Raw genomic sequence first — 23,585 nt, 5'->3', positions numbered from 1 at the left:
GCTTCGATCCACCGATATGATGGGTTCATCATGTCGTTAACCCTTGATCAGCGTCCGCTCTACGAGGTCAAAGCCGGGCTGTTCAAGGGGCTGTCGCATCCGCTGCGCATCCGCATCCTCGAGCTTCTGTCGCTGAGTCCGGAAAGATCCGTCGCGCAGCTCCAGACCGAGACGGGTCTGGAGGCGTCCCACCTGTCGCAGCATCTGTCGGTGCTGCGACGTCATCGCCTCGTCCTCTCGGAGCGCCGGGCGAGCAGCGTCTACTATCGGCTCGCCTACCCAGAGGTGGCGGAACTGCTGACGATCGCCCGCCGCCTGCTGCTGCTCATGGTGACCGCCGACGGCGAACGCATCGCCGACGCAGCCTCCTTGCCCGCGCTCGGACCGACGGAGTGACCCGGGCCGGGCAGAACCTGCGCGCCCTCCTGCCCGCGCGGCGGGACTATCAGGCAGTGCGCCGAACCTGGCGCGGAGACCTGCTCGCCGGTCTCACCGTCGGCATCGTCGCGCTGCCGCTGGCCCTCGGGTTCGGCATCGCCTCCGGCGCCGGCGCTGCCGCCGGCCTCATCACCGCGATCGTTGCCGGCGTCATCGCGGCGGTGTTCGGCGGATCCCACGTGCAGGTCTCGGGGCCGACCGGGGCGATGGTGGTCGTGCTGGCGCCCATCGTCGCCGCCCACGGCGTGGGTGCCGTCGCCATCGTGAGCGTGCTCGCCGGCATCATGGTGCTCATCGCCGGGGCCGCCAGACTCGGCCGCGCCGTGTCCTTCATTCCGTGGCCGGTGATCGAGGGGTTCACGCTCGGTATCGCCGTCATCATCTTCCTGCAGCAGATCCCCGCACTCACCGGCGCCGACGTCGACGGCATCCTGCATTCGAACGTGGTCGTGACCGCCCTGTCCTCGCTCGCCGGGGCCGACCCGCGCTATCTCGCGTGGTCGCTCGCCGCCGTCGCGGTGGTCGCTGCGTGCATGTCCCTGCTGCCCCTCTGGCATCACGCCATTCCGGGTTCGCTGGTGGGCATCGTCATCGTCACCGTGCTCGCGCTCATACTTCCCTCGCCGCTCGCGGTGATCGGCGGGCTGCCGACGGGTCTGCCCGCGCCCGGCCTGCCGACGTTCTCGATCGACACGCTGGCCCGGCTCCTGCTTCCCGCGGTCGCCGTCGCCGCCCTCGCCGCGATCGAGTCGCTGCTGTCCGCTCGGGTCGCGGCGTCGCTTGCCGACACCGGTCCGTATGACCCCGACCGCGAGCTGGTCGGACAGGGACTCGCCTCGATCGGCGCAGGCCTGTTCGGCGGCATTCCGGCCACCGGCGCGATCGCGCGGACCGCGGTGAACGTGCGCGCGGGCGCCAAGACCCGGCTCGCCGCGATCTTCCACGCCCTCGTCCTGCTGCTGGTCGTGCTCGTGGCGGCGGGACCGGTCGGCGCCATTCCGCTCGCCGCGCTCTCGGGTGTCCTCATGGTCACCGCCGTGCGGATGGTGCACCTGGCCACCGCCCGCTCAATCCTGCGCTCCACGCGCGCGGACGCGATCGCATACCTCCTCACGGCGGTCGTCACCGTCTCGGTGGACCTGATCGTCGCGGTCGTCATCGGGATGGCGGTGGCCGGCATCTTCGCGATCCGGGGACTGTCGCGTGCTACCGGGGTGCATCGCGAGCCCATCGACGGACCGGCCGAGCCGGGTGATGACCGGATCGCGGTCGTCCGGCTGGATGGCCCGCTGTTCTTCGCGGCGGCGGACCGCGTCCTGGCGACGGTCACGTCGCTGCACGGCGTGACGGTGGTCATCCTGCGCATGTCTCACCTCGAGCTGGTCGACGCGACCGGTGCGCACGTGCTCTCCGAGATCGTCCAGCAGCTGGAGCGCCGCGGCGTGACGGTCCTGATCAAGGGCGTGCGCGAAGGTCATGTGGAGCTGTTCAGGACCGTCGGTGTGCTCAGCTCCCTGCGCCACAGCAAGCACCTCTTCGCGGAGCTCGCACCGGCGGTCGCCCATGCCCGCAGCCACATCGTCCGCGCGCCGGTGCCGCCGGCGCCCGATGACGACACCGGGTCCGCCGCGCGGGCCTGACGTAGGCTGGGGAGGTTGCCAGCGTCGGCCACCCGCCGGTCTCGCGATATCCGAACCCCCTACACGACCCCGTAGAACCTGGGAGTAGCAGTGCCTGGAGAGAACCTCACCCGCATCGAGGCGCAGGAGCGCCGCGCGATCGTCGACACCCACTCCTACGAGGTGGGACTCGATCTCACGAGGGGCGCCGAGATCTTCGGGTCGCGCACCGTCGTGCGATTCTCGGCCACGGAAGGCGCGGACACGTTCATCGATCTGATCGCCCGCGAGGTGCAGTCGATCACGCTCAACGGCCGCGACGTGCCGGTGAGCGCGTTCGCCGACTCGCGCATCGCGCTGGAGGGACTCCAGCGCGAGAACGAGCTCGTCGTGGAGGCGGACTGCCTCTACACGAACACCGGTGAGGGCCTGCACCGCTTCGTCGACCCGGTCGACGGCGAGGTGTACCTGTACTCGCAGTTCGAAGTGCCGGACTCCCGGCGCGTCTTCGCGGTCTTCGAGCAGCCCGACCTGAAGGCGACCTTCGTGTTCACCGTGACCGCTCCGGAGCCCTGGAAGGTCATCTCCAACTCGCCGACCCCCGAGCCGAAGAAGCACGGCGACGGCCGCGCGACGTGGGTCTTCGAACCGACGCCGCGGATCTCGTCGTACATCACGGCGATCGTCGCGGGACCCTACGAGGAGGTCCGCTCCGAGCTGACCAGTGCGTCAGGTCGCGTGATCCCGCTCGGCGTCTACGGCCGCAAGAGCCTCTGGCAGCACCTGGACGCCGACTACATCTTCGACAAGACGCGCGAAGGATTCGCGTACTACGAGGAGAAGTTCGACTACCCCTATCCGTTCGCGAAGTACGACCAGCTGTTCGTCCCCGAATTCAACGCCGGAGCGATGGAGAACGCCGGCGCGGTGACCTTCACCGAGACGTACGTCTTCCGCAGCAAGGTGACCGACGCCGTCAAGGAGCGCCGCGTCGTCACGATCCTGCACGAACTCGCCCACATGTGGTTCGGCGACCTGGTCACCATGAAGTGGTGGAACGGACTCTGGCTGAACGAGTCCTTCGCCGAGTGGGCCTCCACGATCGCGACGGCCGAGGCCACGGAGTGGACCGAGGCCTGGACGACGTTCAACGCGATGGAGAAGACCTGGGCGTACCGCCAGGATCAGCTTCCCTCGACCCACCCCGTCGTCGCCGAGATCAACGACCTCGAAGACGTGCAGGTGAACTTCGACGGGATCACGTACGCCAAGGGCGGATCGGTCCTCAAGCAGCTCGCCGCGTGGGTGGGCATCGAGCAGTTCTTCGCGGGCGTCGCCGCCTACTTCAAGAAGAACGAGTGGAGCAACACCGAGCTGTCCGACCTCCTGACCGAGCTCGAGACCACGAGCGGGCGGGAGCTCGGGACGTGGGCCAAGAAATGGCTCGAGACGGCGGGGGTCAACACCCTCGCGCCGGTGATCTCCGAGGACGCCGACGGGGTGATCACGCGCTTCGCGATCACCCAGACCGCGCCCGCCGACTACCCGACGATCCGTCCGCACCGTCTGGGCGTGGGCTTCTACAACGTGACCGACGGCGCCCTCGAGCGCGTCCACCACGTCGAGCTCGACGTCGACGGCGACCTCACCGAGGTGCCGGAGCTCAAGGGACAGCGCCGGCCCGATCTCGTCCTGCTCAACGACGAAGATCTCGCGTACGCCAAGATCCGCCTGGACGAGCGGTCTCTGCGCACCGCGATCGAGCACCTCGGGGGCATCGCAGACCCTCTCGCTCGCTCGCTCGTGTGGGGCGCCGCGTGGGATCAGACCCGGGATGCCGAATCCTCGCCGTCCGATTACGTCGACCTCGTGCTGCGAAACATCGGACGCGAGTCCGAGTCGACGACGGTGCGGACGACGCTGGCCCAGCTCCAGCTCGCCGCCAATTCGTACGTGTCCCCGCAGAAGCGGGACGAGACCCGTGCGAAGGTCGCCGATGGACTGTGGCAGCTCGCGCAGACCGCCGAAGCCGGCAGCGACAGCCAGCTGCAGTTCGTCACCGCCTTCGCCACCGCGGCCTCCACCCCGGCTCACTGGGACACGGTACAGACGCTCCGCGACGGCGCGCTCACGCTGCCGGGCCTGGACATCGACACCGACCTCGCCTGGCAGCTTCTGATCTCTCTGGCAGCCGGTGGGCGCGCGGATGTCGCCGCGATCGACGAGGCTCTGGCGGCGGACAACACGGCGAAGGGCGGCGAGTTCGCCGCGCAGGCTAAGGCGTCGATTCCGACCGCGGAGGCCAAGCGCGCCGCCTGGGATTCGCTCATCGGGAAGGACGACAAGCCGAACACGATCGTGCGGTCCACCGCACTGGGCTTCCAGCACCCGGCCGGTGTGGAGCAGCTGCGCGGCTTCGTGACGGAGTACTTCGACATGCTGCTGCCGATCTGGAACTCGCGGTCGTACCAGATCGCCCAGTACATCATCGTCGGCCTGTACCCGGCGCCTCTGGCCGATCGCGAACTGCAGGACGCCACCCGCGCATGGCTGCGTGCCAACCCGGAGGCCGCGCCGGCGCTCCGTCGTCTGGTCGATGAGAACCTCGCAGGTGTCGAGCGCGCCCTCGCCGTCCAGGATCGCGACGCCTCTTAGTTCACACCCCCGGATGCCCCGGCCCGCCTCGGCGGACCGGGGCATCCGCGCGTCCAGGTGTCACGGAGACGCGTCGAACTAGGATCGGGACGATGAGATTCGTTCCCCTCGCAGAAACCCCGCCCGAGGAGACCCCGACCCTCTGGTCGGATCTGCTGATCCTCCTGCGCGACTTCGGCCTGCTGATCCTGGGCGTGCTCGGCATCATCGTCGGCGCGCTCCTGCTGAGCTGGATCCTCAAGCTCGTGATCCGCAGGGTGGTCAATCGCATCGTCAACGGCGCGAAAGGCAAGGCCAACGTCGATGACACCCAGGCGCTGGAGCGCTCCCCGCTGGCATCGATCCGCCTCGTCCAGCGCACGCGCACGCTCGGGTCGATCCTGCAGAACGTCGTCAACGTCTCGATCGTGGTCATCGCCATCCTGCTCGTCGTGACACTCGTCGCGCCGAACGCGCTCGGGTCGCTGACGCTCCTCACGGCGGCGGTCGGCGCCGGGCTCGGCTTCGGCGCGCAGAACATCGTCAAGGACGTCCTCAACGGAATCTTCATCGTCGCCGAGGATCAGGTCGGGATCGGCGACGTCGTGGACCTGGGGCTCGCGACCGGCATCGTCGAACACGTCAGTGTGCGGATCACGACCGTGCGTGACGTCAACGGCACGCTCTGGTACGTCCGCAACGGCGAGATCACCCGCATCGGCAACATGTCGATGGGCTGGTCGCGCGTGATCGTGGACCTCGCGCTGCCGGTGGATACCGATGTCGACGAGGTCGAGGCGGCCATGATGGAGACGATGAAGGAGCTGGCCAAGGACCCGAAGTGGCGCACGCGCATCATCGAGAAGCCCGAAGTCTGGGGCCTCGAGTCCATTTCGGGCGATGCACTGGTGATCAGACTCGTGATGAAGACGCGCACGAACGCGAAGGACGACGTCGCACGCGAACTGCGGATGCGGGTGATGAAGGCCATCGACACGATGGGGCTCACCCTCCCCCAGCTCAACTCGATCGTGCTGTCCGGTCCCGAAGGGGCGCAGCGGGTGCGGGGAGCGAACCCGCCGCGCACGAAGCCCACGACGGCCGTCACGGCGCCCCCGCCGCCCGAGCGCCCCATCTGGCGGCCCAAGCGCACGCCGAAGTCCCCTCCGGAGAACCCCGAGGGCTCGGCGTGACGCTCTCGTTCTACGACGAAGTCGGAGGACACGAGACCTTCGCGAGGCTCGTGAACGCGTTCTACCGCGGTGTCGCGACCGACGATGTGCTGCGTCAGATGTACCCCGAGGAGGATCTCGGACCGGCGGCGGAGCGATTGACGCTGTTCCTCGAGCAGTACTGGGGCGGACCCACGACCTACAGCGCGCAGCGCGGACATCCTCGTCTGCGCATGCGGCACGCCGCGTTCCACGTCAATCCCGACGCCCGCGACCGCTGGCTCCAGCACATGCGCGCCGCCGTCGACGAGCTCGACCTCCCACCGCTGCAGGAGGCGACACTGTGGGATTACCTGCAGCGCGCCGCATTCGCGATGGTGAATACGTTCGAACCCACGCCCTGACCGTCCGTCGACGAAGGAGTCGCCATGTCCTCAGGTACGCACCACACCACGGATCTCCTGGTGATCGGATGGGGGCTCGCCGGCCTCGTCGCCGCCTCCGAGGCGGTCGCGGCGGGGCGGACGGTCACGATCGTCGACCAGGAGCCGCGGACGAACCTCGGCGGCCAGGCGTGGTGGTCGTTCGGCGGTCTGTTCTTCATCGACTCCCCCGAGCAGCGCCGCATGGGAATCCGGGACTCGATCGATCTCGCCCGCCAGGACTGGTTCGCCACTGCGGGGTTCGACCGCGAGGAGGACGCGTGGCCGCGGCGCTGGGCCGAGGCCTACCTTCACTTCGCCCACGAGGAGAAGCGCTCATGGCTGCGCCAGAAGGGCGTCGGCTTCTTCCCGGTCGTGGGCTGGGCCGAGCGCGGCGGATACACCGCGACCGGCCCGGGCAACTCCGTCCCGCGCTTTCACATCACGTGGGGAACGGGGCCGGGGATCGTGGCGCCCTTCGTCGCCGCGGTCGAGGAGGCGGAGACCCGGGGAACGCTGACGATCCTGCCGCGCCACCGCGTGACGGCGCTCAGCTCCGCGGACGGGCGAGTCATCGGGGCCACCGGCGACGTGCTCGCCCCGTCCGGTGCCGTCCGGGGCGCGGCGTCCGCCCGCGAACCGATCGGGCAGTTCGAGGTCACTGCGGGCGTGACGATCGTCTCATCGGGTGGAATCGGCGGCAATCACGACCTCGTCCGACGTCAGTGGCCCGCTCGGCTGGGCGAGCCTCCTGCGTCGATGATCGCGGGGGTTCCCGAGTATGTCGACGGATCCATGCTGGCCGTCGGCGAGAAGGCCGGCGCCAGACTCATCAACGGCGACCGGATGTGGCACTACGTCGAGGGCGTCCGCAATTGGGATCCGGTGTGGCCGCAGCACGGCATCCGCATCCTGCCGGGTCCTTCGTCGGTATGGCTCGACGCGACCGGCCGACGCCTTCCCGTCCCCCTGTTCCCCGGATTCGACACGCTCGGCACCTTGGAGCACCTGCGCACCACCGGGTACGACCATTCCTGGTTCGTGCTGTCGCGGCAGATCATCGAGATGGAGTTCACCCTCTCCGGCAGCGAGCAGAACCCCGACCTCACCGGACGCGACATCCCGCTCCTGGTGAAGTCACGACTGGGCAGAGGGGCCGCAGCACCCGTTCAGGCCTTTATGGACAACGGAGAGGACTTCATCGTCCGTGATGACCTGCATGACCTCATCACTGCGATGCGCGCCGCACCGGGAGGGGACGCGTTGGATGCCGATCGGGTTCGCCTCGAGATCGAGGCACGCGACCGTGAGATCGACAACGACTTCACGAAGGACGCGCAGATCGCGATGCTGCGCTCCGCCCGCGCCTACCGCGGCGACCGGCTCGTGCGCACCGCCGACCCGCACCGGATCCTCGACCCCAAGGCCGGACCTCTCATCGCGGTCAAGCTCCACATCGTCACCCGGAAGTCGCTCGGCGGCATCGAGACGGACCTGGACGGGCGGGCGCTGGGCGTCGACGGCCGGCCGGTCCCCGGGCTCTACGCCGCCGGTGAGGCGAGCGGGTTCGGCGGCGGGGGCGTGCATGGGTACCGCGCGCTCGAGGGGACGTTCCTCGGCGGGTGCCTGTTCTCGGGCCGAGCGGCAGGACGTGCGGCAGCGACTGCGGTCTAAACGACCGGCGCGCCGGTCGACCGCACGGCGGTGAGGCCGGTGCGTGCCGGTCCCCTCACCACGACGTGTCCGCGAACGAGGGACAGCCTCGTCCAGGCCCCTGCTTCGCGCACGGCCGCTTGTTCCTCGCCGACGATGAAGCCCAGCACGAAGGCGGCGAAGGCCGCGCCGAGCGATATCCCCCCCAAGGCCTCGTCCGGGGCGCCCCAGACGGCCGCACGCACCGCGCGGACGGCATCCTCCCCCGAATCCTGCGGCAGCGCCTCAGCGACTGCGGCGATCCCCCACTGGGCGCGGGAGGCGAGGACGGATGCCGGCACCTCGGCGATCTCCGTCCACCCGGCTCGCGGCGGGGTGACACCCGCCCAGGACGGTGACAGCGCCGTGTCGGGAAGGACGAGGTGTGCCGCATCGTCATCCGCGGGCTGCAGACTCCCCGCCGACACGACCAGATCGCACACGAGCTCGGGGTCCACCGGCAGCGCGCGCATCGCCAGCACCGTGGGGGTCGCATCGAACAGCCCTCTCGGAGCGAGCGGAGCCGCCGTCATCAGGAGCGTGCCGCTCGAAGCCTGCAGGCGCACGGCTTCATCGCCGAGGCGTGCCGTCCGGCCCGCGAAAGTCAGGGCGTCCGCGGCCGCCGCGGCGTCCGTGAAGATCAGGCGCGACGACATCCGCCTAAGCTACAACACTGTGATCGACGCCCCGCACACCACCCCCGCCGCCGACGACTACTCCCCCGATCCCGACCCGGTCGCCTCGATGCTCGCGGTGCTGGATCTGTCGCAGTCCGGTGCGCGCACGACCGAGGACATCTTCACCGGGGTGTCCCAGTCGATGCCTCTCGGGCGTGTGTACGGCGGCCAGGTGCTCGCCCAATCGATCGTCGCCGCGGAGCGGACGATCCCGGACGGAAGATCCGTGCATTCGATGCACGGATACTTCCTGCGCCCCGGCGACGCATCCCAGGGCATCACATTCTCCGTCGACCGCATCCACGACGGCCGTTCGTTCTCCACACGTCGCACCCAGGCGTTCCAGCAGGGCGTGCCGATCTTCTCCATGATCGCCTCCTTCCAGGACGAGGACCCCGGGATCGAGCACCAGGCGGAGATGCCGGCAGGGCTCCCCGCTCCCGAGGACCTGCCCGACCTGGAGGACCACCTCGCCGGCCTCCACCCGGTCTCCAAGAGACTGTTCACCGACCGGCCGCTTGATCTTCGTCACGTGCCCTCGCCGATCTATCTGTCGGTGCAGGGCGAGCGCGTGCCCCGGCAGGCCGTCTGGATGCGCACGCGGCGCGAGATCCCCGACGACCCGGCGACGCACCGCGCGGCACTCGCCTACCTCAGCGACATGACGATCCAGGAGTCGATCCTGCGCGCACACGGTGTGGCGTGGGCGACGCCCGGGCTCAAGGTCGCGAGTCTCGATCACGCGATGTGGTGGCACCGTCCCGGTCGCGTGGACGAATGGATGCTCTACGTTCAGGAGTCCCCGAACGCGCGCGGCGGACGAGGATTGGCGACAGGGCGGATCTTCAGCCGCGACGGCGTTCTCGTGGCCAGCGTCGCGCAGGAGATCATGATCCGGCTCCCCGAGGCGCCGCGCGAGTGAGGACCTTCAGCGCCGGTGGGCGTACTCCACCGGCGCGCCGAGGAACGGTTCCCACGCGGAGCGCTGTTCGTCGGTGAGGCGAACCGGTCTTCCGGTGGTCGCATCCACCATGACGACGACGGCCGATGCACGCGCGTACAGCTCTTGCGTCGCACCGGAGGCAGGGCTGAAGACCTCGTAGCAGACTTCGATGCTCGAGCCGCCGATCTTGCCGAACCACAGCTGAGCGTCGAGCGGGTTCCTCTGGTACGGCACGGGGCGGAGATACTCGATCTCCTGCCGGGCGATGAGCGTCAGCGTGCCGGCGTCGATGCCGGAGTCGAGCACGGCCGTCGGCGGCGCGGCCTCGTCCGCTCCGGGTCGCCAGAAGGCGCGCACACGCACCTCTTCGAGGAGCTTGAGCATCGAGGCGTTGTTGACGTGATTGAAGGCGTCCAGATCACCCCACCGCAAGTGGATGGGGATGTGGAGTCGGCGACCGTCCGCGGTCGCCGACACCACGAACTCCTCGTCAGTCACGCGTGAGCTTGCGGTACGTGGAGCGATGCGGGTTGGCCGCGTCCGCGCCGAGACGCTCGATCTTGTTCTCCTCGTACGCCTCGAAGTTGCCCTCGAACCAGTACCAGTTGTCGGGGTCGTCGGCGGTGCCCTCGTACGCCAGGATGTGCGTGGCGATGCGGTCGAGGAACCACCGGTCGTGAGTGATGACGACCGCACATCCGGGGAACTCGAGCAGCGCGTTCTCCAGGCTGCCGAGCGTCTCGACGTCCAGGTCGTTGGTCGGCTCGTCCAGGAGGAGGAGGTTTCCGCCCTGCTTGAGGGTGAGGGCGAGGTTCAGCCTGTTGCGCTCACCACCGGAGAGGACGCCCGCCTTCTTCTGCTGGTCGGGACCCTTGAAGCCGAACTGCGAGACGTACGCGCGGGACGGGATCTCGACCTTGCCGACCTGGATCCAGTCCAGACCGTCGCTGACGACCTCCCACAGGGTCTTGTTCGGGTCGATCCCGCCGCGACTCTGGTCGACGTACGAGATGTCGACGGTCTCACCGACCTTCAGCTCGCCGCCGTCGAGCGGTTCGAGACCCACGATCGTCTTGAAGAGCGTCGTCTTGCCGACGCCGTTCGGGCCGATGATGCCGACGATGCCGTTGCGCGGGAGGCTGAAGCTCAGCCCGTCGATCAGGCTGCGGCCGTCGAAGCCCTTCTGGAGCTTCTTGGCCTCGAGCACCACCTGTCCCAGGCGCGGACCCGGCGGGATGACGATCTCGTCGAAGTCCAGCTTCCGGGTGCGATCCGCCTCTGCGGCCATCTCCTCGTAGCGGGCCAGGCGCGACTTCGACTTCGTCTGACGGCCCTTCGCGTTGCTGCGCACCCACTCGAGCTCGCTCGCAAGACGCTTGGCGAGCTTGGCGTCCTTCTTGCCCTGAACCTGGAGACGCTCCTGCTTCTTCTCCAGGTAGGTCGAGTAGTTGCCCTCGTACGGGTAGAGGCGGCCGCGGTCGACCTCGCAGATCCACTCAGCGACGTGATCGAGGAAGTAGCGATCGTGGGTCACGGCGAGGACGGCGCCGGGATACTTCGCGAGGTGCTGCTCGAGCCAGAGCACGCTCTCGGCGTCGAGGTGGTTCGTGGGCTCGTCGAGCAGCAGGAGGTCGGGCTTCTGCAGGAGGAGCTTGCACAGCGCCACACGCCGCTTCTCACCGCCGGACAGGTTGGCCACGATCGCCTCGGACGGAGGCGTCCGCAGCGCGTCCATCGCCTGCTCGAGCTGGGAGTCCAGATCCCAGGCGTCGGCCGCGTCGATCGCCTCCTGGAGCGTCCCCATCTCGGCCAGCAGCGTGTCGAAATCGGCATCGGGGTCCGCCATGAGCCCGGAGATCTCGTTGAACCGGTCGAGCTGCTGCTTGATCGGACCGACGCCCTGCTGGACGTTCTCCAGGACCGTCTTGTCCTCGTCGAGCTCGGGCTCCTGCATCAGGATGCCGACGCTGTAGCCGGGGCTGAGCTTGGCCTCGCCGTTGCTCGGCGTGTCCATTCCCGCCATGATCTTCAGGATCGTGGACTTTCCCGCGCCGTTGGGCCCGACGACGCCGATCTTGGCCCCCGGGAGGAACGCCATCGTGACGTCGTCGAGGATCACCTTGTCGCCGACTGCCTTGCGGGCACGGACCATCGAGTAGATGTATTCAGCCATAACCGGTCCAGTCTACGTGCGCGCGGTCGTGCCCATCCGCCGTCACCAGTCGATGGGGCGCGTCTGACCGACCAAGCAGGTGCCCTCCGCGAGGACGGGCACGATGACGGCGACCGGCTCCCCGGTGGCCGGCCCCACCTGACCGACGAGGCAATCCTGACCCCAGCGCACCGAGAACTGGATGCTCTCGGCGGGATTGCCGACGGTGCTCCGATCGGGTGTCAGCTGCATCGCAGCCTTGTCGAAGCCGGCGGCGACAAGAGCGTCGACATATGCCTGTCCGGTGACCTGCTGGGGCGTGGCCCAGACCGCCGCGACGATGCTCGAGAACAGCGGCAGGTTGTCCTCGGCCGTGCCGTCCGGGATCAGCACGGGCCCCGTGGGTTCACCCGCTGACGGTGACGCAGACGGAGTCGCCGTCTCGACGGCCGTCGTCGCCGTCGTGAGCGGCTCGGCGTCCTGCCCGGCCGGTGTGCACCCGGAGAGGGCGATGAGGCCTGCAAGGAGGATCGCCGGGACCGGCGCTCCGGTCGCGCGTCGGCGGAGGGAGACATTTCCGATCGCGGCCCGCGGCGCGCTCGGACGGGGGATGTCCGGGTGGCACTCGGGGCGGCAGGGCACGTCTCGAGTGTAAGTCGCGACGGTTGCCCCGCCCGCCCCATGCCCGTCTCCGCGGTCAGAACGGCGTCTCGGCACCGACGAGCTCAGGCTCTCTCGGTTGCGCCGGCTCCACCGCCGGGGACGGGAGTGCGGGGCTCGCCGAGCTCGACGTCGACTGCTCCACCACGTCCCAGCCACCGTCGGAAGAAGTCGTCGCCCATTCCTCGGCGGGCGCGGCCGCCGAGCCCGATTCGTCCGAGCGAGCGTCGTCGGAACGGAATGCCGTCGTGCCGAAGAGCAGGTCATGACCGATCGCATCGATGTCGATGTCGACCGACGTGCCGCGCTTCTCGCCGGTGTCCCAGTTGCGCACCTTGAGCCGCCCGGTCAGGATGACGCGTTCCCGGCGATGCAGCGACTCGTAGACGTGGTCGGCGAGCCTTCGGTACGCCGATGCCGTGTACCAGTTCGTCTCGCCGTCGACCCATGCCCCGGATGCCTTGTCGAAGCGGCGCTCCTTGCTCGCGACGCGGAACGTCGTGATGGGCACGCCGCCGCGCACCTTCCGCTCGGGGTCCGTGCCGATCGTTCCGACGATCGTGATCGTGTCGTTCATCTCGCATCCTCTCCTCCCGAAGTCCGTCCTCGGGCTGCGCCGGCGCCCCGTGCCCGTTGAGAGCGCCGGCGCAGCTCCACGATGCCCGTCTAAGGGCCAACAGGTGCGGGTCGAGCGGAGATCTGCGGACAACGTCGCGCCGAGGCGTCCTGGGGAGGAATCGACGAACTGCCGGCGTGTCGGAGGTCGAACGTATCTTCGATGGGAGGGGAGAACGATCATGACCGCACCATCGACCGCCGCCCGGCTCTCGGCGTCGCGCCGCGATGCCGCACCCGACCTGTCACCGCCCGTCCTCACCCGTGCGGTGTCACTCACGGCCGCGGGGCCCGCCCTGTGGCGGGTGATCGACCGCCCCGGCCGGGTGATCGGCCACCTCCAGGTGATGACCGCCGGCGCAGACACGCGGTATCGCGCTCGTCGCTTCCACGCGGCATCCGGTCGATTCCGCGAGCTGGGTGAATTCTGGGCGGCTGACGACGCCATCGATTGCCTGAGGTTCTCCCGCTGACGGCGGGCGGGGCTCAGATGACGGCGTGCCGGGATCAGATGACGGCGTCGAGCTGCATCGATGACTGCACGGGCGCCCCGCCGCGCACCCGGGGCCATGCGTCGGCGAGTATCTCGACGGCGCGGATGAGCTCGGCAGGCCCGCTCGTGAAGGGAAGGCGAAGGTGCCGGTCGTACCCGCCGTCCACCGCGAATCTCGAGCCGGCCGACAGCAGCAGGCCTCGCGATCGCACGTCCATCACGAGCGGTGAACTCAGCGGGGCATCCAGCCCGATCCACAGCGACACTCCCCCGTGTACGACCGGAGTCCGCCAGTCCGGGAGCAGCGTCGCGAGCGCCTCGCGAGCGGCATCCCGGCCTGCCCGGAGCAGATGGGAGCGCTGCGCGATCACTTCCGGGAATCGCCGCAGAGCGGCTGTCGCAATCGCCTGCTCGAACTCCGGGGTGCCCAGATCGTGCGCCGGACGAGCGGCCACGAGACGGCGGATCAGATCCGCGCCGGCCCGGACCCATCCCACGCGCAGCCCTCCCCACACCGTCTTGCCCAGCGAGCCGATCCGGATGACCGACTCCGGATCGCTCGCGAAGGCGGGCGACTGCAACCCGCGATCGATGTCGAGGTCGGCCGTGGTCTCATCGAGGACCAGGAACGTACCCGCGCGCTGTGCGGCCTCGCCGATCGAGATCCGCTCGTCTGCGGACATCGAACGCCCGGTCGGGTTCTGGAAGTCGGGCATCAGGTAGGCCAGCACCGGCAACGCGCGCGCAAACGCCTGCTCGGCGCGGTCCAGATCCCAGCCGTCCTCCGGGGTCACCGGTACACCGATCAGCCGGGCGCCCGCGCGCCGCAGGGCATCGGCAGCGTGTGGGTAAGTGGGCGTCTCGATCAGGACACGATCCCCCCTGCCCAGCAACACGGCGGCGAGGAGGTGGATCGCGCTCTGCGCACCCGTGGTGACCAGCACCTCGTCGACGGACGTCGGGATGCCGCGCTCGCGGTACCGGCCCGCGATCGCTTCGCGCAGATCGCTCCGGCCCACCATGTCGTACCCCGTCCGCGCGACGATCGAGGAGGCGGACAGACTGACATCCGAGAACAGTCCGGCCAGTCCGGGCCATGCCGGTGGGCTCGCCTGCTGGAGGTCGATGGCCCCCTCTCGCGGAGCGACAGCGCCGGCATCCGCTCGCCGTAGAGGCAGCGTCATGCTCCCCGACCCTCGCAGACTCGCGATATGTCCCGAATCGCGCAGGCTCCGGTACGCCGTCGCGACAGTGCTTCGACTCACTTGCAGCGCCGACGCCAGTTCGCGCTCGGCGGGAAGCGTCGTACGTGGCGCGATGCGGTTGTCGAGGCAGAGAAGACGGATGCCATCGGCGAGGGCCTCATATGCCGGCTCACGCGTACGCCAACCACCCAGTGCCGCTCCGAGGGAACGAGCCGATATGCGGGAGTCCACCGGGCCAGACTATCCGCATTGGCCTGGTGCTACCAGTCCAATAATGCGATGAAATGGGGCCATGACGCGTCGTGTGGTGCAGCTCCTGGTCGGCCTCTTCCTCTATGGGGCAGGGTGCGCCCTCACGGTCGAGGCGGGGCTCGGGGTGGATCCGTGGACCGTCTTCGCCCAGGGCATCTCGGTCCACACGGGGATCGGCATCGGGTGGGTCACGAACATCGTGGGCTTCCTCGTCCTGCTCGTCTGGATCCCGCTCCGCCAGAAGCCCGGAATCGGCACGATCGCCAACATCCTCCTGGTCGGGACGAGCATGCAGGCCGTGCTCTGGCTCGTGCCGCCGGTCTCGGGCGTCCTCCTCCAGGTGGCCGTGCTGCTGGGTGGCATCGTCCTGGTCGCCCTGGCGTCGGGACTCTACATCGGGGCGCGATTCGGGCCCGGTCCCCGAGACGGGCTCATGACGGGGCTCCACGCACGTCTGGGCTGGCCGATCTGGGCGTGCCGTGCGTCCGTCGAGATCTCCGTGCTCGCGATCGGCTGGCTTCTGGGCGGCACCGTGGGCATCGGCACGGTCCTTTTCGCCGCGCTCATCGGCCCGCTCGTGCACGTCGCGCTCCCGCTCCTCGACACAGCGCGCGCGAACACCGCCCTCGCGGCGAAGCCGTCCGACGCGTCAGTCGCCCGCGTCTGACGGCTCCGTCCCCGTGGGATGGATCAGTGCTCCTGGAACCGGGGCCAGTCGCTTCCGGCGGGCATCCGGGAATGCAGGGCGCTCTTCGCGACCTCCATCGACGGGTACGTTCCCGCGGTCGTGTCCGCCCCGGCCATCGTGACGGTGTAGCCGTCGTCATCCTTGCGGATGCTGCCGGCGACTCCTGACGCTCCATAGGCGACCCAGAGGGCGTGGTGTGTCTCGGTCGTGCTCATCATCGAACTCCTTCCGTGTCTTCGAACGTACGCCGCCGGCGCGCGCGCTGCCAGTGCCACGCGGCGGCGACTTCCGGCTGTGCGAGGCGGACGGGTAGCGTAGATGCGTCACCCTCCGTAGCTCAGTGGAAGAGCGTCCGGTTTCTACCCGGCTGGTCGGGAGTTCGAATCTCTCCGGGGGGGCTTCGCCCGAGATCCGTGTCCGTGCCCCCTGGCTAGGATGGAGCAATGGTGGGCGCTTCCGAGAACGATCGTCTCGTATGGATCGACTGCGAGATGACGGGCCTCGACCTCGCGATCGACGAACTCGTCGAGATCGCCGTTGTCGTGACCGACTTCGAACTCCGCCCTCTCGACCCAGGGTTTTCGATCGTCATCAAGCCCGATGACTCCGCGCTCGCGCACATGAACGACTTCGTGACGGCGATGCACGAGAAGTCAGGGCTCTTGACGGAGATTCCCCACGGCGTGAGCCTCGCCGAAGCCGAATTCGAGGCACTCGAATACATCCAGCGCTTCGTGCCACTGCAGGGCAAGGCGCCGCTGGCCGGCAACACGATCGGCACCGACCGCATGTTCCTGGCCAAGTACATGCCGCGCGTCGACAGGTGGCTTCACTACCGCAACGTCGATGTGTCCAGCATCAAGGAGCTCAGTAGACGCTGGTACCCCCGTGCCTATATCCACGCGCCGGCGAAGGGCGGCGGTCACCGCGCGTTGGCGGACATCCGCGAATCGATCCTCGAGCTGTCCTACTACCGCTCGGCCGTGTTCGTCCCCGAACCGGGGCCGACCAGCGACACGGCACGCGCCGCGGCATCGGCGGCGCTTTCGTCGTTCGCGCCCGAAGTATGAGAGAATCTTCGGGTTGCCCGCTCGCGCGGGAGACATGGTGGGTATAGCTCAGTTGGTAGAGCGCGGCCTTGTGGTGGCCGATGTCGCGGGTTCGAGCCCCGTTACTCACCCCAAGCAGGAGAGCATCTGATGCAGATGGATCCCGAGGGGTTCGAAGCACTCGTCACGGCCGAACTCGATCGGCTCCCCGACGACATGGTCGATGGTCTGGAGAACGTCGTGTTCGTGGTGGAAGACCGTCCGGAGGATGGAAGCCTCGACCTCCTCGGTCTGTATGACGGTTGGGCTCTGACCGAACGCGACCGCTACGGCATCGGCGAGTTGCCCGACCGGATCATCATCTACCGCGAGCCCCACCTGGCGGCATGCGAGACGGCCGATGAATTGCGCGACGAAGTGCATACGACGCTCGTGCATGAGATCGCCCATTTCTACGGCATCGACGACGAACGCCTGCACGAATTGGGATGGGCGTGATGTCGGTCGCACTCCCCGATCTCGGCGAAGACCTCCGCACCACGGGTTCCGAGCACCCTCATCATCCTTGGCAGACGGTCGTCTGGAACGACCCCGTCAATCTGATGAGCTACGTCGCCCATGTCTTCCGCGAGTACTTCGGGTTCGATCGCCCCGAAGCCGAACGGCTCATGCTCGCTGTGCATCATGACGGGCACGCGGTCGTCGCAGAAGGCGCGAGGGAGCAGATGGAGCTGCATACTCAAGCCATGCACGACTACGGGCTCTGGGCGACAGTTCGGCAGGCGCCACGGTGACCGGTGATCGCAGCGTGGTCCTCGAACTGACACGCCTCGAGGCCACCCACCTCGCCGGCTTGGTGGCGCAGTTCGCCGAGCTTCTGGAGGACTCCGGCGCGGCGTCGGGCACGGATCCGGCGGTGCTCCGGCTGGTGCCGGACGCGTACGCCGATGACGCCGGCGCAGCGCGCGAGTTCCGCGAGCTCACCGAGCGCGATCTGCTGGAACGCCGCCGTGCGGACGCGGGCATCGTCCTCGGGTCTCTCTCACCCGCCGCGAGCTTCGCGGACGCGGACGACCCGATGGAGGTCGTCCACCTCACGCTGGATGCCGATGCCGTCCAGGCATGGCTGCGCGCTCTGGCCGCCATCCGCCTCGTGCTCGCGAACCGGCTCGGCATCGAGTCCGAAGACGATCACGACGACGAGGATCCCCGGTTCGGGATCTATGACTGGTTGGGCTACCGGTTGGACGGTCTCGTCCGCGCGGTCGAGAACGAGACCTGAATCGCAGATCCTCAGGGAATCGCGAAGACGTGCGTCGCCCGCAACGGCGGTCCGTCGGTGACGAGGTGTTCCTCCTCCTGTGCCGCCCACCGCGCCCAGTGCGGGCGATACGTATCGCCGTCGCGCGCCAGGGCGCGGCGCATGCGCGAGGGCGCCGGGGACTCGAGCCAGACGCGGACGTCTCCGAGTGCGGAGGTTTCCGCGGTCAACAGGCCTGAGCCCTCGACGATCAGCGGGAGGGACGGGTCGACGGCATGCGCCTCCGCCGGTGCGCCCACCTCCCAGTCCCACCGCTGCCAGACTCCGACGAGTCCGCGGGCGTGCGGCCGGAGGATCGCATCTCTGGCGAGCTCCACGCCGTCGCGGAGACCGTCCCAGCCCGGGTACAGCGAGTCCAGCGCGACGAGCTGCACGCGCCCGCGTAAGGGCCATTGGGCGACGAGCCGGCGCGCCAAGGACGTCTTCCCCGATCCGCTGCGCCCGTCGATGAGCACGACCGGATTGGATGCCGCCACCCCGACGACTGCCTGCGTGATGTGCGTGGCGGCGAGATCGAGCGCGTGTGCGACCGGATCGGCCCTAGCGCTTGAGGGCGCGGATGACACGGCTGAGTGCACGACCGGCGACCCATACGAAGGGGATGGCCACCGCCAGGAAGGACACGATGTTCGGCTCGAAGCTCAGCGAGTCGCCCTTGCGGACGTACGCCCCCAGGGGAGCCGCCCAGCTGCCGCCACCGCCGCCGCCGTTTCCGGACTCGTCGGATCCTCCACCGAAGCCCGACCACGACAGCGCGACGGGGACGATTTTGACGCCGTCGACGTCGATGGGCTCGCCGTACGCGCTGTGCACGCCGAGATTCGCGGACTGCTGACCGAGTTCAAGTGCGATGTTGGGCATTCCTTCACGCTACCCGTCGTGACGCGCGCTGCCCAGGCCCGAGCCCGGCCCGGCGGAATCCGACCCCGGCGCGCGCGGGTGCGACGGCAGCGCGGTGCCGCCGCGCGGCCCCCCGATCAGCGTCGCGCGGGTCACGGCGCCGCGCCCGAACCGCGCCGCCGCGTCATCGAGCGCGCCCTCCACGCGGCGCCACTCCTCGTCGTCGTCCCACAGCGCGAGATCGCCACCGCCCGACGGGCGCAGCTTCTCTGCGCGCACTCCCACCAGGCGGACCGGGAGTGGTCGGTCGAGCGCGTCGAACATCCCCAGCGCGGCTTCGCCGATGCGCTGACCCACCGCCGTGGGTTCGGGAAGGGTCTGCGACCGCGTGAGCGTCGTGAAGTCCGAGAAGCGGATCTTGATCGCGATCGTGCGCGCCTCCCAGCCGTTCGAGCGCAGGCGAGCACCCACGCGGTCGGCCAGCCGTCGCAGCTCTGAACGGAGGATCGTCGGCTCGTCGATGTCGGAGTGGAACGTCTCCTCGTGGCCGACGCTCTTCTCGACACGTTCGGTGTCGACCTCGCGCGCATCCATGCCGCGCGACAACTGCCAGATGCGCTCGCCCATCGCGCTGCCGAGTGCACGGTCGAGCACCCCGCGGGGCGTGTCGAGGATGTCGGCGATCGTCCGGATGCCGCGTGCCTCGAGCGCCTCGGCGGATTTGGGGCCGATGCCCCAGAGCGCACGGACCGAGCGGGGCCGCAGGAAGTCCTCGGTCCGGTCGGCCGCCACGATCAGCAGACCGTCGGGCTTGCTGATCGTCGAGGCCATCTTGGCAACGTGCTTCGTCGCGGCCACGCCGATGCTGCAGGTCAGGCCGGTTTCCTCACGCACGCGTCGACGGAGCGAACGCGCGATCTCACCCGGACTCCCCCACAGCCGGCGCGCACCGCGCACGTCCAGGAACGCCTCGTCGATCGACAGTGGCTCGACGAGCGGCGTGACGTCGTGGAAGATGCTCATCACCTGCGCCGACACCGCCAGGTATCGCTCGAAGTGGGGTGTCACCGTGATCGCCGTCGGACACAGGCGCAGTGCCTGCGCCATGTTCATCGCCGAGCGCACGCCGAACCGTCGTGCCTCGTAGGAGGCGCTCGAAACGACGCCGCGCCCCTCCACACCGCCGACGATGAGGGGCTTGCCCTTCAGCGAGGGGTCGTCGAGAACCTCTACGGCCGCGTAGAACGCGTCCATATCGACGTGCAGGATGCCGGTGCCGGTGTCGTCGGCACCGTCGGGCGACACGAGCCGCCCGGTCCCGTCACCGCGTCCCATCAGCCGATGATCTCACCGGGCACCGACATGCAGGCGTATCAGTGCCCTGCCCGCTCCAGCACGAGCTCGCGCACCCGTGCGGCATCCGCCTGGCCTCGCATCGCCTTCATCACCGCGCCGATCACCGCACCAGCGGCCTGAACCTTGCCGTCGCGGATCTTCTCCAGGACATCGGGCTGAGACGCGAGCGCCTCGTCGATCGCCGCGATCAGGGCGCCGTCGTCCGAGACGACGGCGAGCCCGCGGGCGTCCACGATCTCCTGCGGCGTGCCCTCGCCCGCGATCATGCCCTCCAGCACCTGACGGGCGAGCTTGTCGGTGAGGGTGCCGGCGTCCACGAGCTTCTGCAGTTCGGCGACATCCCGCGGCGAGACGAGCTCGGCAGGCTCCTTGCCCTCCGCATTCGCGATGCGCGCCAGTTCACCGGTCCACCACTTGCGCGCCGCGGCGGGGGTAGCGCCGGCGGCCACGGTCTCCTCCACCTCGACGAGCAGGCCGGCGTTCACCACACCCTGGAAGTCGATGTCGCTGAATCCCCAGTCCGCCTTCAGACGACGACGTCGCGCGGCCGGCGGTTCGGGCAGCGCCGCGCGCAGCTGCTCGACGAGCTCGGCGGAGGGGACGACGGGCAGGAGGTCGGGCTCGGGGAAGTACCGGTAGTCGTCCGCGTCGGACTTGGGGCGTCCCGGTGAGGTCGTCCCGGTGTCCTCGTGCCAGTGCCGCGTTTCCTGCGTGATCGTCCCGCCGGCTGCGAGGATCGCGGCCTGGCGCTGGATCTCGTATCGGACGGCACGCTCCACCGACCGCATGGAGTTGACGTTCTTCGTCTCCGTGCGGGTCCCGAGCGCCGCCTGACCGCGGGGACGCAGCGAGACGTTCGCATCGCATCGGAGGTTGCCACGCTCCATGCGCGCCTCGGAGATGCCGAGGGCGCGGACGATGTCACGGATCGTGGAGACGTAGGCCTTCGCCACCTCGGGCGCGCGGTGCTCGGCGCCGTAGATCGGCTTCGTCACGATCTCCACCAGCGGGACGCCGGCGCGGTTGTAGTCGACGAGGGAGTACTCCGCGCCCTGGATGCGACCGGTTGAGCCGCCGACGTGCGTCAGCTTGCCCGCATCCTCCTCCATGTGCGCACGCTCGATCGGAACCTCGACGATCGTGCCGTCTTCGAGTTCGACCTCCACGCGTCCTTCGAAGGCGATCGGCTCGTCGTATTGGGAGATCTGATAGTTCTTGCCGAGATCGGGATAGAAGTAGTTCTTGCGCGCGAAGCGGCTCGACGGAGCGATCGAGCAACCCAGCGCGAGCCCGAGACTGATCGATGAGCGGATCGCGGTCTCGTTGACGACCGGCAGCGATCCGGGCAGACCGAGGTCCACCGGGGCGATCAGCGTGTTCGGGGCGGCGCCGTGGTTGTCATCGTGCGCGGGGTTGGCCGCGGCTGAGAACATCTTCGTCTTGGTGTTCAGCTCCACGTGGACTTCGAACCCGAGGACGGGCTCGAAAAGCTCGAGAGCCTCGTCGAAGTCCATGATCTTGTCTTTCGCCATGTCAGGCGACACCTCCCCGTACCGGGGCGCGATCCAGCAGCGGAGCGCCCCACGAATCCACCAGCAGCGCCTCGAGGGCCGCGCCCACCCGATAGAGCTGCGCGTCGGCGCGCGCGGGAGCGAGGAACTGGATGCCGACCGGCAGGCCGTCCTCCGCGGCGAGCCCCGAAGGTATCGAAATGCCCGGGACGCCGGCGAGGTTCGCCGGGATGGTCGTCACGTCGTTCAGGTACATCTGCATCGGGTCGTCGATCTTCTCGCCGAGCCGGAACGCGGTGGTCGGAGCCGACGGAGTCGCGATCACATCGACCTTCGAGAACGCCTCGTCGAAGTCGCGCTGGATGAGCGTCCGCACCTTCTGCGCGGAGCCGTAGTAGGCGTCGTAGTAGCCCGCCGACAGCGCGTAGGTCCCCAGGATGATGCGGCGCTTCACTTCGTCACCGAATCCGGCGTCGCGCGTCGCGGCCATGACGCTCTCGACGGTCGGAGTCCCGGAGGGAGTCACTCGCAGACCGAAGCGCACGGAGTCGAACTTGGCGAGGTTGCTCGACGCCTCCGCAGGCAGGATCAGGTAGTAGGCCGCGACTCCGTACTCGAAGTGCGGGGCGCTGATCTCGACGATCTCGGCACCCTGCGCCTCCATCGCGGCCAGGGCGGCGCGGAACGACGCCGAAACGCCGGGCTGGAAGCCCGAGTCCGGAAGCTCCTTGATGACCCCGACGCGGAGGCCCCGGAGGACCTCGCCGTTCGCGCCTTCCCGCGCGGCCGCGGCGAAGGACGGCCACGCGTCGGTGAGCGAGGTCGAATCGTGCGGATCGTGCCCGCCGATCACGTCGTGAAGCAGACCCGCGTCCAGGACGGTGCGCGTCACGGGCCCGACCTGATCCAGGCTCGACGCGAGAGCGATCGCGCCGTACCGGCTGACGGCGCCGTACGTCGGCTTGAGACCCACGGTGCCGGTGACGTGCGCGGGCTGACGGATCGACCCGCCCGTGTCGGACCCGAGGGCGAGGGGCGCCTCGAAGGCCGCGACGGCCGCCGCCGAGCCGCCCCCTGAGCCGCCCGGAATGCGGTCCAGATCCCACGGATTGCGCGTCGGTCCGTACGCGGAGTGCTCGGTGGACGAGCCCATCGCGAACTCGTCCATGTTCGTCTTGCCGAGCGGGACGAGACCCGCCGCGCGGGAGCGTGCGACGACAGTAGCGTCGAACGGCGACATGTACCCCTCGAGGATCCGCGACCCGCTCGTGGAGGGCATGTCGGTCGTGACCAGAACGTCCTTGATCGCCAGCGGTACGCCCGCGATCGGACCGAGGTCCTCCCCTGCGGCACGCCGTCGGTCGATGTCGTCGGCGACCTCGAGGGCGTGATCGCTCACGTGGAGGAATGCGTGGATGTCGGCATCCACCGCCGCGATCCGATCCAGGTGCGCGCGCGTGACCTCGACACTGGAGACCTCGCCGGCGGACAGTCGCGCGCCGAGTTCGGCCGCGCTCAGACGCGTCAGTTCCGCGGTCACTGTTCCTCCCCCAGGATCGCGGTCACCCGGAAGCGACCGTCGGCGGCGTCCGGTGCGTTCTGCAGCGTCTGCTCCGGCGTCAGCATGTCCCCGACCTCGTCGGGACGCGCGACGTTCTGCAGCGGAATGGGGTGGCTCGTCGCGGGGACGTCCGGCGTCGCGACCTCGGACACCTTGGCGATGTTGTCGACGATCGCGTCGAGCTGACCCGTCAAGCGAGAGATCTCCTCTTCGCTCAACTGGATCCGGGCGAGCACACCGAGATGGCGCACGAGATCGGGGGTGATTTCAGACACCCGTCCATCC

The 23,585-nt window shown here is 68.9% G+C and carries 26 protein-coding genes and 2 tRNA genes; 15 read left to right on the top strand and 13 right to left on the bottom strand.

Features of this window, described 5'->3' with window-relative positions; translation table 11 throughout:
• Positions 1–30 precede the first annotated feature (30 nt).
• From AB0P18_RS05585 to AB0P18_RS05560, 6 genes are all read left to right on the top strand, one after another.
• Positions 31–396 (top strand): metalloregulator ArsR/SmtB family transcription factor, encoded by a 366-nt coding sequence (locus AB0P18_RS05585; RefSeq protein WP_344053881.1) that lies wholly within the window; start codon positions 31–33, stop codon positions 394–396.
• Entirely contained in the window at positions 393–2,078 is a 1,686-nt protein-coding gene (locus tag AB0P18_RS05580; protein ID WP_363359285.1) for a SulP family inorganic anion transporter, read from the top strand. The genes AB0P18_RS05585 and AB0P18_RS05580 overlap by 4 nt, the downstream gene beginning before the upstream one ends.
• A 90-nt stretch (positions 2,079–2,168) precedes the next feature.
• Positions 2,169–4,712, top strand: a complete 2,544-nt coding sequence (gene pepN, locus AB0P18_RS05575; protein ID WP_363359284.1) for an aminopeptidase N — start codon at positions 2,169–2,171, stop codon at positions 4,710–4,712.
• Between the two features lie 92 nt (positions 4,713–4,804).
• A complete protein-coding gene (locus AB0P18_RS05570) occupies positions 4,805–5,884 on the top strand; it encodes a mechanosensitive ion channel domain-containing protein (protein WP_363359283.1) in 1,080 nt (359 codons plus the stop codon).
• Entirely contained in the window at positions 5,881–6,267 is a 387-nt protein-coding gene (locus tag AB0P18_RS05565; protein WP_344053889.1) for a globin, read from the top strand. Before AB0P18_RS05570 ends, AB0P18_RS05565 begins: the two co-directional genes overlap by 4 nt.
• Positions 6,268–6,291: 24 nt before the next feature.
• Positions 6,292–7,959, top strand: coding sequence for an FAD-binding dehydrogenase (locus tag AB0P18_RS05560; protein ID WP_363359282.1), 1,668 nt, complete (start codon positions 6,292–6,294; stop codon positions 7,957–7,959).
• Here the strand turns inward: AB0P18_RS05560 and AB0P18_RS05555 are convergent.
• Positions 7,956–8,633 (bottom strand): hypothetical protein, encoded by a 678-nt coding sequence (locus AB0P18_RS05555; protein WP_363359281.1) that lies wholly within the window; start codon positions 8,631–8,633, stop codon positions 7,956–7,958. The two genes, AB0P18_RS05560 and AB0P18_RS05555, sit on opposite strands and share 4 nt — an antisense overlap.
• An 88-nt stretch (positions 8,634–8,721) precedes the next feature.
• Between AB0P18_RS05555 and AB0P18_RS05550 the strand changes: the two genes are divergently transcribed.
• Entirely contained in the window at positions 8,722–9,576 is an 855-nt protein-coding gene (locus tag AB0P18_RS05550) for an acyl-CoA thioesterase II (RefSeq protein ID WP_344055831.1), read from the top strand.
• Positions 9,577–9,582: 6 nt separating this feature from the next.
• On the opposite strand, the gene AB0P18_RS05545 is transcribed toward AB0P18_RS05550, so the two are convergent.
• From AB0P18_RS05545 to ssb, 4 genes are read right to left on the bottom strand one after another with little or no spacing between them, the layout of a single operon-like run.
• Complete coding sequence (locus tag AB0P18_RS05545) at positions 9,583–10,095, bottom strand: thioesterase family protein (protein WP_344053897.1); 513 nt, start codon at positions 10,093–10,095, stop codon at positions 9,583–9,585.
• The gene (gene ettA, locus AB0P18_RS05540) at positions 10,088–11,770 is read right to left on the bottom strand and encodes an energy-dependent translational throttle protein EttA (RefSeq protein ID WP_344053899.1); all 1,683 of its coding nucleotides are present in this window, start codon (positions 11,768–11,770) and stop codon (positions 10,088–10,090) included. Before ettA ends, AB0P18_RS05545 begins: the two co-directional genes overlap by 8 nt.
• Positions 11,771–11,812: 42 nt before the next feature.
• Entirely contained in the window at positions 11,813–12,391 is a 579-nt protein-coding gene (locus AB0P18_RS05535; RefSeq protein ID WP_363359280.1) for a hypothetical protein, read from the bottom strand.
• Positions 12,392–12,446: 55 nt separating this feature from the next.
• Positions 12,447–12,986: a single-stranded DNA-binding protein gene (gene ssb / locus AB0P18_RS05530; RefSeq protein WP_363359279.1), complete on the bottom strand. Its 540-nt coding sequence runs from the start codon at positions 12,984–12,986 to the stop codon at positions 12,447–12,449.
• Positions 12,987–13,206: 220 nt separating this feature from the next.
• Here ssb and AB0P18_RS05525 point away from each other — a divergent pair, with 220 nt between their 5' ends.
• Entirely contained in the window at positions 13,207–13,497 is a 291-nt protein-coding gene (locus tag AB0P18_RS05525; RefSeq protein WP_363359278.1) for a hypothetical protein, read from the top strand.
• A 34-nt stretch (positions 13,498–13,531) separates the two neighbouring features.
• On the opposite strand, the gene AB0P18_RS05520 is transcribed toward AB0P18_RS05525, so the two are convergent.
• Positions 13,532–14,953 (bottom strand): PLP-dependent aminotransferase family protein, encoded by a 1,422-nt coding sequence (locus tag AB0P18_RS05520; RefSeq protein ID WP_363359277.1) that lies wholly within the window; start codon positions 14,951–14,953, stop codon positions 13,532–13,534.
• Between the two features lie 61 nt (positions 14,954–15,014).
• Here AB0P18_RS05520 and AB0P18_RS05515 point away from each other — a divergent pair, with 61 nt between their 5' ends.
• Positions 15,015–15,641, top strand: coding sequence for a hypothetical protein (locus AB0P18_RS05515; protein ID WP_363359276.1), 627 nt, complete (start codon positions 15,015–15,017; stop codon positions 15,639–15,641).
• A gap of 23 nt (positions 15,642–15,664) precedes the next feature.
• Here the strand turns inward: AB0P18_RS05515 and AB0P18_RS05510 are convergent, their stop codons facing one another.
• The gene (locus AB0P18_RS05510) at positions 15,665–15,877 is read right to left on the bottom strand and encodes a methyltransferase (protein WP_363359275.1); all 213 of its coding nucleotides are present in this window, start codon (positions 15,875–15,877) and stop codon (positions 15,665–15,667) included.
• A gap of 111 nt (positions 15,878–15,988) precedes the next feature.
• On the opposite strand from AB0P18_RS05510, the gene AB0P18_RS05505 reads away from it, so the two are divergent.
• The 6 genes from AB0P18_RS05505 to AB0P18_RS05480 all read left to right on the top strand — a co-directional run bounded on the left by AB0P18_RS05505 (position 15,989) and on the right by AB0P18_RS05480 (position 17,993).
• Positions 15,989–16,060: transfer RNA gene (locus AB0P18_RS05505), tRNA-Arg, on the top strand.
• Between the two features lie 45 nt (positions 16,061–16,105).
• Positions 16,106–16,732 carry an oligoribonuclease gene (gene orn, locus AB0P18_RS05500; RefSeq protein WP_363359274.1) on the top strand — a complete coding sequence of 209 codons (627 nt, stop codon included), beginning with the start codon at positions 16,106–16,108 and terminating at the stop codon, positions 16,730–16,732.
• Positions 16,733–16,769: 37 nt separating this feature from the next.
• Positions 16,770–16,845 (top strand) — tRNA-His (locus tag AB0P18_RS05495).
• A gap of 22 nt (positions 16,846–16,867) precedes the next feature.
• A complete protein-coding gene (locus AB0P18_RS05490) occupies positions 16,868–17,209 on the top strand; it encodes a metallopeptidase family protein (protein WP_363359273.1) in 342 nt (113 codons plus the stop codon).
• The gene (clpS, locus tag AB0P18_RS05485) at positions 17,200–17,505 is read left to right on the top strand and encodes an ATP-dependent Clp protease adapter ClpS (RefSeq protein ID WP_363359272.1); all 306 of its coding nucleotides are present in this window, start codon (positions 17,200–17,202) and stop codon (positions 17,503–17,505) included. Before AB0P18_RS05490 ends, clpS begins: the two co-directional genes overlap by 10 nt.
• Entirely contained in the window at positions 17,502–17,993 is a 492-nt protein-coding gene (locus tag AB0P18_RS05480) for a DUF2017 family protein (protein ID WP_363359271.1), read from the top strand. Before clpS ends, AB0P18_RS05480 begins: the two co-directional genes overlap by 4 nt.
• Before the next feature lie 11 nt (positions 17,994–18,004).
• On the opposite strand, the gene AB0P18_RS05475 is transcribed toward AB0P18_RS05480, so the two are convergent.
• The 6 genes from AB0P18_RS05475 to gatC are packed head-to-tail and all read right to left on the bottom strand — an operon-like array spanning position 18,005 to position 23,575.
• Entirely contained in the window at positions 18,005–18,598 is a 594-nt protein-coding gene (locus AB0P18_RS05475) for a hypothetical protein (RefSeq protein ID WP_344053921.1), read from the bottom strand.
• Complete coding sequence (locus AB0P18_RS05470) at positions 18,573–18,893, bottom strand: hypothetical protein (protein WP_344053923.1); 321 nt, start codon at positions 18,891–18,893, stop codon at positions 18,573–18,575. Before AB0P18_RS05470 ends, AB0P18_RS05475 begins: the two co-directional genes overlap by 26 nt.
• A 9-nt stretch (positions 18,894–18,902) precedes the next feature.
• Complete coding sequence (locus AB0P18_RS05465; RefSeq protein ID WP_363359270.1) at positions 18,903–20,207, bottom strand: DNA polymerase IV; 1,305 nt, start codon at positions 20,205–20,207, stop codon at positions 18,903–18,905.
• Positions 20,208–20,245: 38 nt separating this feature from the next.
• Entirely contained in the window at positions 20,246–21,760 is a 1,515-nt protein-coding gene (gene gatB / locus AB0P18_RS05460) for an Asp-tRNA(Asn)/Glu-tRNA(Gln) amidotransferase subunit GatB (RefSeq protein ID WP_344053927.1), read from the bottom strand.
• 1 nt (position 21,761) lies between these two features.
• Complete coding sequence (gatA, locus tag AB0P18_RS05455) at positions 21,762–23,279, bottom strand: Asp-tRNA(Asn)/Glu-tRNA(Gln) amidotransferase subunit GatA (protein WP_344053929.1); 1,518 nt, start codon at positions 23,277–23,279, stop codon at positions 21,762–21,764.
• Complete coding sequence (gatC, locus tag AB0P18_RS05450; protein ID WP_344053931.1) at positions 23,276–23,575, bottom strand: Asp-tRNA(Asn)/Glu-tRNA(Gln) amidotransferase subunit GatC; 300 nt, start codon at positions 23,573–23,575, stop codon at positions 23,276–23,278. The genes gatA and gatC overlap by 4 nt, the downstream gene beginning before the upstream one ends.
• Positions 23,576–23,585: the final 10 nt, after the last annotated feature.

The sequence above is a fragment of the Microbacterium sp. NPDC064584 genome (assembly GCF_040687315.1).
Classification (GTDB): domain Bacteria; phylum Actinomycetota; class Actinomycetes; order Actinomycetales; family Microbacteriaceae; genus Microbacterium; species Microbacterium lacus.
This window is presented reverse-complemented; position numbering and strand designations above follow the sequence as displayed.

Excerpts from the sequence above, each read along its gene's own strand:
- ssb (WP_363359279.1), bottom strand. The coding sequence starts at position 12,986 with ATGAACGACACGATCACGATCGTCGGAACGATCGGCACGGACCCCGAG.
- AB0P18_RS05465 (WP_363359270.1), bottom strand. The coding sequence starts at position 20,207 with ATGGGACGCGGTGACGGGACCGGGCGGCTCGTGTCGCCCGACGGTGCC.
- clpS (WP_363359272.1), top strand. The coding sequence starts at position 17,200 with ATGGGCGTGATGTCGGTCGCACTCCCCGATCTCGGCGAAGACCTCCGC.
- ettA (WP_344053899.1), bottom strand. The coding sequence starts at position 11,770 with ATGGCTGAATACATCTACTCGATGGTCCGTGCCCGCAAGGCAGTCGGC.
- AB0P18_RS05570 (WP_363359283.1), top strand. The coding sequence starts at position 4,805 with ATGAGATTCGTTCCCCTCGCAGAAACCCCGCCCGAGGAGACCCCGACC.
- AB0P18_RS05560 (WP_363359282.1), top strand. The coding sequence starts at position 6,292 with ATGTCCTCAGGTACGCACCACACCACGGATCTCCTGGTGATCGGATGG.
- AB0P18_RS05515 (WP_363359276.1), top strand. The coding sequence starts at position 15,015 with ATGACGCGTCGTGTGGTGCAGCTCCTGGTCGGCCTCTTCCTCTATGGG.
- AB0P18_RS05550 (WP_344055831.1), top strand. The coding sequence starts at position 8,722 with ATGCTCGCGGTGCTGGATCTGTCGCAGTCCGGTGCGCGCACGACCGAG.
- gatB (WP_344053927.1), bottom strand. The coding sequence starts at position 21,760 with ATGGCGAAAGACAAGATCATGGACTTCGACGAGGCTCTCGAGCTTTTC.
- AB0P18_RS05490 (WP_363359273.1), top strand. The coding sequence starts at position 16,868 with ATGGATCCCGAGGGGTTCGAAGCACTCGTCACGGCCGAACTCGATCGG.
- AB0P18_RS05470 (WP_344053923.1), bottom strand. The coding sequence starts at position 18,893 with ATGCCCAACATCGCACTTGAACTCGGTCAGCAGTCCGCGAATCTCGGC.
- AB0P18_RS05555 (WP_363359281.1), bottom strand. The coding sequence starts at position 8,633 with ATGTCGTCGCGCCTGATCTTCACGGACGCCGCGGCGGCCGCGGACGCC.
- AB0P18_RS05525 (WP_363359278.1), top strand. The coding sequence starts at position 13,207 with ATGACCGCACCATCGACCGCCGCCCGGCTCTCGGCGTCGCGCCGCGAT.
- AB0P18_RS05585 (WP_344053881.1), top strand. The coding sequence starts at position 31 with ATGTCGTTAACCCTTGATCAGCGTCCGCTCTACGAGGTCAAAGCCGGG.
- orn (WP_363359274.1), top strand. The coding sequence starts at position 16,106 with ATGGTGGGCGCTTCCGAGAACGATCGTCTCGTATGGATCGACTGCGAG.
- AB0P18_RS05510 (WP_363359275.1), bottom strand. The coding sequence starts at position 15,877 with ATGAGCACGACCGAGACACACCACGCCCTCTGGGTCGCCTATGGAGCG.